Origin of the sequence: Planifilum fimeticola (genome assembly GCF_003001905.1) — a bacterium.
GTDB classification, from domain to species: domain Bacteria; phylum Bacillota; class Bacilli; order Thermoactinomycetales; family DSM-44946; genus Planifilum; species Planifilum fimeticola.
In genome coordinates this window covers 1-5,788 of sequence record NZ_PVNE01000055.1, presented here as the reverse complement: position 1 = coordinate 5,788, position 5,788 = coordinate 1, and the positions used below count along the sequence as shown (strand labels likewise).

At 43.3% G+C, this 5,788-nt stretch carries 5 protein-coding genes; all 5 read right to left on the bottom strand.

What is annotated here, in order from left to right:
• Positions 1–162: 162 nt before the first annotated feature.
• Positions 163–699: a hypothetical protein gene (locus CLV97_RS17500; protein WP_146130549.1), complete on the bottom strand. Its 537-nt coding sequence runs from the start codon at positions 697–699 to the stop codon at positions 163–165.
• 197 nt (positions 700–896) lie between these two features.
• Entirely contained in the window at positions 897–1,373 is a 477-nt protein-coding gene (locus tag CLV97_RS17495) for a hypothetical protein (protein ID WP_106346811.1), read from the bottom strand.
• A gap of 235 nt (positions 1,374–1,608) precedes the next feature.
• Positions 1,609–2,778, bottom strand: coding sequence for a vWA domain-containing protein (locus tag CLV97_RS17490; protein ID WP_245891700.1), 1,170 nt, complete (start codon positions 2,776–2,778; stop codon positions 1,609–1,611).
• 599 nt (positions 2,779–3,377) lie between these two features.
• A complete protein-coding gene (locus CLV97_RS17485) occupies positions 3,378–4,241 on the bottom strand; it encodes a hypothetical protein (protein WP_106346809.1) in 864 nt (287 codons plus the stop codon).
• 656 nt (positions 4,242–4,897) lie between these two features.
• Complete coding sequence (locus tag CLV97_RS17475) at positions 4,898–5,272, bottom strand: hypothetical protein (protein ID WP_106346807.1); 375 nt, start codon at positions 5,270–5,272, stop codon at positions 4,898–4,900.
• Positions 5,273–5,788: the final 516 nt, after the last annotated feature.

The following is a 5,788-nucleotide window of genomic DNA, read 5'->3' as shown; positions in this document are numbered from 1 at the left end:
TAGTTCGGTATGACCGATATTTGCATATATATAGAGCTTTTTGCCTGATCGCATTCATTATTTGGTGTGTAAACCGAATTTTGAAATAGCTTCTACTCCCTCTCCTAAATACAAACGAGTTGAACAAGTCAACAAAAAAGAAAATATGCTTTTATATGGCCCCTAATCACCGCGGTATTGGATCGGAACCGAAATGGAACCATGGTCAATTAACCCCAATTTTTTACCTGTCAACGTAAAATGGATTTGTTTGCATATTTCTATCAGATCAGTCTCCGTGTCCCCCTCCTTCATTTTAAAAATAGCAGTTAAACCGTCAGGTCGATTATCAACCGTACCTACATAAGACATAAAAAGATTGCCCTCCATCCAAACCAATCGTTCTTTTGCTTCTTCCGGTAAATGTGCTTCTATTTGGATGTCTCCAACTGCCGCCCATGCAGAATCGTTATTCAGTCGAAAAACAAAATTAACATGTCGATAATGATTCGGATGATTTACAATATCTTTCGCTTGTTTGGGGTCAATCTCTCTTTTTACCAATTGTTCTTCTGTAAAACCGTACTCCTCAATTGTATTCACTACAACTTTTTGCCAATCCACTTTTAATATCTGTCCCGAAACATCAATAAAATATAGTGTAAAATAAACGACAACCAAGACTGCGATTATAATCCCAAGGATCAATAGTTTTTTCACCATTATCTACTCCTTAAATCTGTCCAGGCTATCCCTGAATAATAACTAGTTTTATCCCTGGAATATGGTTAAGAAAGTCCATATTCCAGACCTCCATAATCCCCATAAAAAGAGAAAAATCCTCTTCTTGAATCGCTTAGTCTCCGCTAAATTGAACCGGAACCGAAATGGAACCGTAGCCAAAAAATCCTATTTTCTTACCCGTCAACGTAAATCGGATCTGTTTGCAGATTTCCACCAGATCTTCTTCCGTGTCCCCCTCTTTCCAGTTTAAAAAAAGCAATCACGCCGTCAGGGTGTTCTTCTTTTGTGCCCGCATATGGAAAACTTAAATTATCCTCCATCCAAACGAGTCGCTGTGTAGCTTCCTCCGGTAAATGCACTTCAATTTGAATGTCTACAACTGATGCCCCTGCTGAGCGGTTATGGAGATCAAAGGTAAGAAATACACGTCGATATTGATTCGGATGGTTTACAATGTCTTTCGCTTGTTCGGAACTTATTCCCCTTTGTATGAGCCCTTTTTCTGTATAATTTCGTTCCTCCATGCTTTTTACCGTTACTGTAGGCCTTCTCACTTCCAATATCTGTCCGGAAACATCAATGAAATAAAGGATAAAATAAGCTGCGACCAACACCCCAATGACTATCCCAAGAATTAATAATTTTTTCACCCATTACCCACCCCCTTTCTCAACTAATCTCCAACAAACATCACAGCACTTTCCGAATAATATGCCGAAATTTATGAAACCAGCCCGGTTCTCCGCGTTCAGAAACTTCTGTAACCATAATCCCTTGCTTATTAGATGGTAAAAATGAGAAAAAATCAATTATAAAAAATAGACGCCGGGAGAGGACCCATTTTTCCAAATCGGGCCTTTCCCGGAATATGGCCGAAACCCCCACCTATTGTTCATACTTCTTTTCCATATCCCCTGCTTTTTCTTTAACTCTTTCAATCTCTTTATCTTTGGAGTCCCATAGTAAATTGCGCAACTTGTCATGTCTTTCATATCTGTAATCATAAAGCAGGTTGCGTCTGTTCCAGATTTTATCATGTAATGCTCTCTCGTCCTGTAACTTACCCTTCTTTTCAAGGTAGTCCTTTGCTTCCACCATTCTTTCATGCTCCCTTAGGTACTTATCTTGAATACCATAGGAAGCTTCATTCAAAATATCTATTTTTTCTCCCCAAATTTCTCGAGCATCCGATGCACTATCAAGCCCCCATATTGTCCATTCATTCCGCAACCGATCATATTCCTGTTCCAAATGCTTCCTAAGATCCTCTCCGGTGTTTACCGTGGTGTATTTGCCCCCGCCGGCTTCCGCCACCTTCTTCAGCGCCCGCTGTCCGGCGTTGTCCACGTCAAAGCCGATGATATTGACGATCGCTTGGATTTCCGAATCGTGTAGCTCCTTCGCTGCCTTGACCGGATCCCCGCCACAGGTCTCAATCCCGTCGCTCACCACGTAGATGATGTTCTCCACATTTCCTCCCGTCTCACCACTCAAATCGTCCTTCGCCTGCTCGATCGCCGCGGCCAGAGGAGTCCAGCCCGTCGGTCGGAACTTGTCTAGAGACTTCTGAAAGGACGACTTGTCATAGGCATCCAGTGGATAAACCACTTCGGTGCTCTTGCAGGAGAGCGCTTTATCCTTCTGCTGATTGCTTCCCTTGTGTCCATAGACCCGCAACGCCACCTGGGCACCCTTTGGCATTTTGGAAACAAAGTTCCGGATCGCATCCTTGGCCAGGTCCATCTTCACCCCGCCGCTCACCCGGCCGGCCATGCTCCCGCTGGCATCCAACAGAATCTCCACGTTCACCCGTTTGGGAAGCTTCCCCTCCTCCGGGGCATTGACGCTTCCCGGCGTTTCACGATCGGTCCTGATAGTCGGATCCAGTTCGTCTAGGGCTTTGACTTCGGGTTTATAATCCTCTGCCAAGAGAGCCACCAGATGGTTGTAAGCCTCGTCCGTCGTCATGTTGTCGGGCAGTTTGTCCAGCTCCGCCTTTACCTTTTCCTCATCATACTTGTCCCCGGCGTATTTGCCCGGTCCCTCCCGGAGCATCCCCTCCACATCAGTTGCCGCCTGCTTCACTTTGTTTTTATCGGGCGTTTGGTCGGCATTCTTCTCCGAAAATAAAGAACATCCGCTGCTGAAAACCAGGCAGAGGGTCAGTATCCATGAGAGCACCTTCTTCATTACACTTCCTCCAGTCTTTTTGCAAAATCCCATATGAATCCAAAGTCTTTCACCGAAGATTATACCTGCTGATCCCTTTGGGTCAATAGAACTTTATCAACAAATCAACGTTATTCATTTATTTTTTGAATGATATCTCAAGGGATTATTGGGTCATAGACCGTAATGTCTCATAAAAAAGGACCGCCAAAGTGGCGATCCCTTTTTCTCTCGGATTTGCAAATGTATTACCTGGGATTTCGAGCCATGACGAGAGTCTGTGGGAACATATTTATACCCTTTTCCCTATTCCCTTTTATATCGCATCCTCCATAATCTATCGGTCTATCCTTATAGTTGTTTATTTGAACATTGTCTCGTATATTACGTAAAAATAATTGGATATCCACAATTGGAAAGCCAAAAGCGGAAAAACCAAGGTTACATTTATGAGCACAATTTTTCCAAAATGCTCTTGGTAAAATCTAAATCCCTCTTTTAAAACCGTTGCCATCGTCATCACCTTTTTGTATGCGAGGATTGCGCGCTGTACGAAACAAATGATTATATATAGCTAAATCTGAATCCTGATACTTCCCTTGAAGGGAACGCTCAATCTGTTGAATCAATCTCTTATCCTCAGGGCGTATCTGATTCATCATGTTCCGGTGATAAAAAAGCAGCATAAGATAACGCATCCACGTAAGGATTTTCCAGGGTGGGATGTAGCGAACGAGAGCGCGCATCAACCGTTCTCTCTTCTCAAAGGACTGAAGTTGGGCCTGATTTCGATCGTACATCGCTTGTACAACTTGTAATTGCAATTTCCTCATTTCTTTTATCTCTTCCTCAGTCGCCCTGAAGTCTTGAAAAACCTTATCAAGGAGAGCTTTTCCCTTGGCTATCGCATCTTCCATTTCCCGCCGCTTTTCAATTTGGAATTTCGATACCTGCCGAAAGGTTTCCAGGTCTTCCCGAAGCTCTGGAGACAACCGATATTGAAGTTCTTGTTCGATTTTTTCCAACAAGGACAATATATGACGATACGACTGGGTAGTCCGGGTTCTGAGCAGATGCTTCGCTTTGTAATAAAATCTATTTTTTACAGAAGTTACAAGAGGGGCTAACTCTATCACTTTTTTGACTTCATCAAAATATGGAACCGTGCCATCTCCTCGAACTACAAGGGGATTTCCGTTTGGATAGTATTCAACGTAATAGTAAGTCTCACCCCTATATTCAATACCACAAGGAAGAAAATGGTATTTTTCCTTTCTCCGCTTATATCGCTCTACCGTCTGAATAACCTTATCAGGAACTCTTTTTTTCACAGACTTCTTTATATTCAACTAAACCATCCCTTTACTGTGTTCCAACCTTTTGAAACCACATTTCCCGCCTTCTTTACCGCTGACGCTGCATCATTAATCAACTATTTGCCCAAACCCAAGGATCGGTCACCAATTTTTATCCTCTACTTAATGGCACTTCGCATTAACTCATTATCTCTTGGATTTCTCGTCCGGGAAAACACCCACTCAAAATGTGTTTTTCGGTATTCTTCTCCCTCGCAGGTCATTTCGGTCGTCCTCTTGAGCCTCTAAATCTTCCATGTTCATAATAGTCATCACCCGGTGATGTTTTTTCAAGCGGGGATATCGCCACCACAGCAATAATGGACACCTGTGAGGAAAGATACCCCAAAACCGTCTCCCGTTCGTGGTAGGTGGATACCTGGACATCGTGTTGGATGAACAGGCATTCGATATATCGATAAAATTGAGATCGCAATTTTTGAACAAATTCCTCTGTGATCAAATAGTGGGTGGTCAGTTCATGAAACATTTTCTCTGTCGCCAGGACGATCTCCCTAATCTCCTGCTGTTCCTCCAGGGCCCTTCGGGGAATGCTCTGGAATACGTCAAAGGCAGCCTGAATGTCCGGAGGCAAAGGCTCATTCAGCAGGGCATGGATTCGGCTTAACAGCCTCTCCAGCTCCTCTCAGTTATACGTTGGTCGGTTGGCATAGTGCGGCCCCTCCAAGCAATATTTCCCGGAACATTCCATCCGTGGAGTTGATCATCCTAAGCGGCTTTTTCGCCTCTGAGAACGGCGGAACCGATCCGTCCTCCCGAATGACCAAGTACCCTTCGGAAATTTTATTGGGATCGAACTTTCCTTGACCATAGGTGGCATAATAATAAAGTTGGCCCGATACCCAGGCCCGACTAGCTCCTACATCTTCGCTTTCACCAGGTTTCTTATACATCGCTGCCGCTTTTTTTACTGCCTCAGGAACCGAAGGGAAGGGTTTTTCGGTTTTATATTGGGGCGGATACGTTTTTTCATTTTCAAGTCCCTTTTCATGGTATTTCAACATGTTCTATGAGAAAAACCATCCCTTCACCTTATTTCCAAGCCATTTAGCTCCACTTTTCGCCATATTCCATCCGGCCCTAAAGATCTCCCGATGTTTATAGCGCCAGCTTATGGCTCGCAACACCGCTCCCGTTGCAATCACTCCATGTCCACTAAACATTGAAATTTCTATTTAATGTTTGTATTGATCCAACATTTCTTTTTCTTTCTCCCTCACTCTCTTCTGTTCTTTAATCCTCTCTTCATCTAGAATCTCGTTTAATTCTTTATAGCGCATTTTTTATATTCAGTTATTTTTTTCCAACGATCACTGATTTTAGTGTACAATTCGGCAGGGTTTTGTAATTTCCCCCTTGATTCAAGATAGTCTTTGGCATTTAGCATTCGAGTATTTTCCTCATGATTTGTTTGTGACAACAATGTAGTGCCCCGTCGACTAACTTAGATCGGGAAATTCCGAAGGAAAATGTTACCTCATGGTCGAATGGATTCATAGGTGATCGAAATGATTTTCGTT

Excerpts from the sequence above, each read along its gene's own strand:
- CLV97_RS17490 (WP_245891700.1), bottom strand. The coding sequence starts at position 2,778 with ATGCTCCGGGAGGGACCGGGCAAATACGCCGGGGACAAGTATGATGAG.
- CLV97_RS17475 (WP_106346807.1), bottom strand. The coding sequence starts at position 5,272 with ATGTTGAAATACCATGAAAAGGGACTTGAAAATGAAAAAACGTATCCG.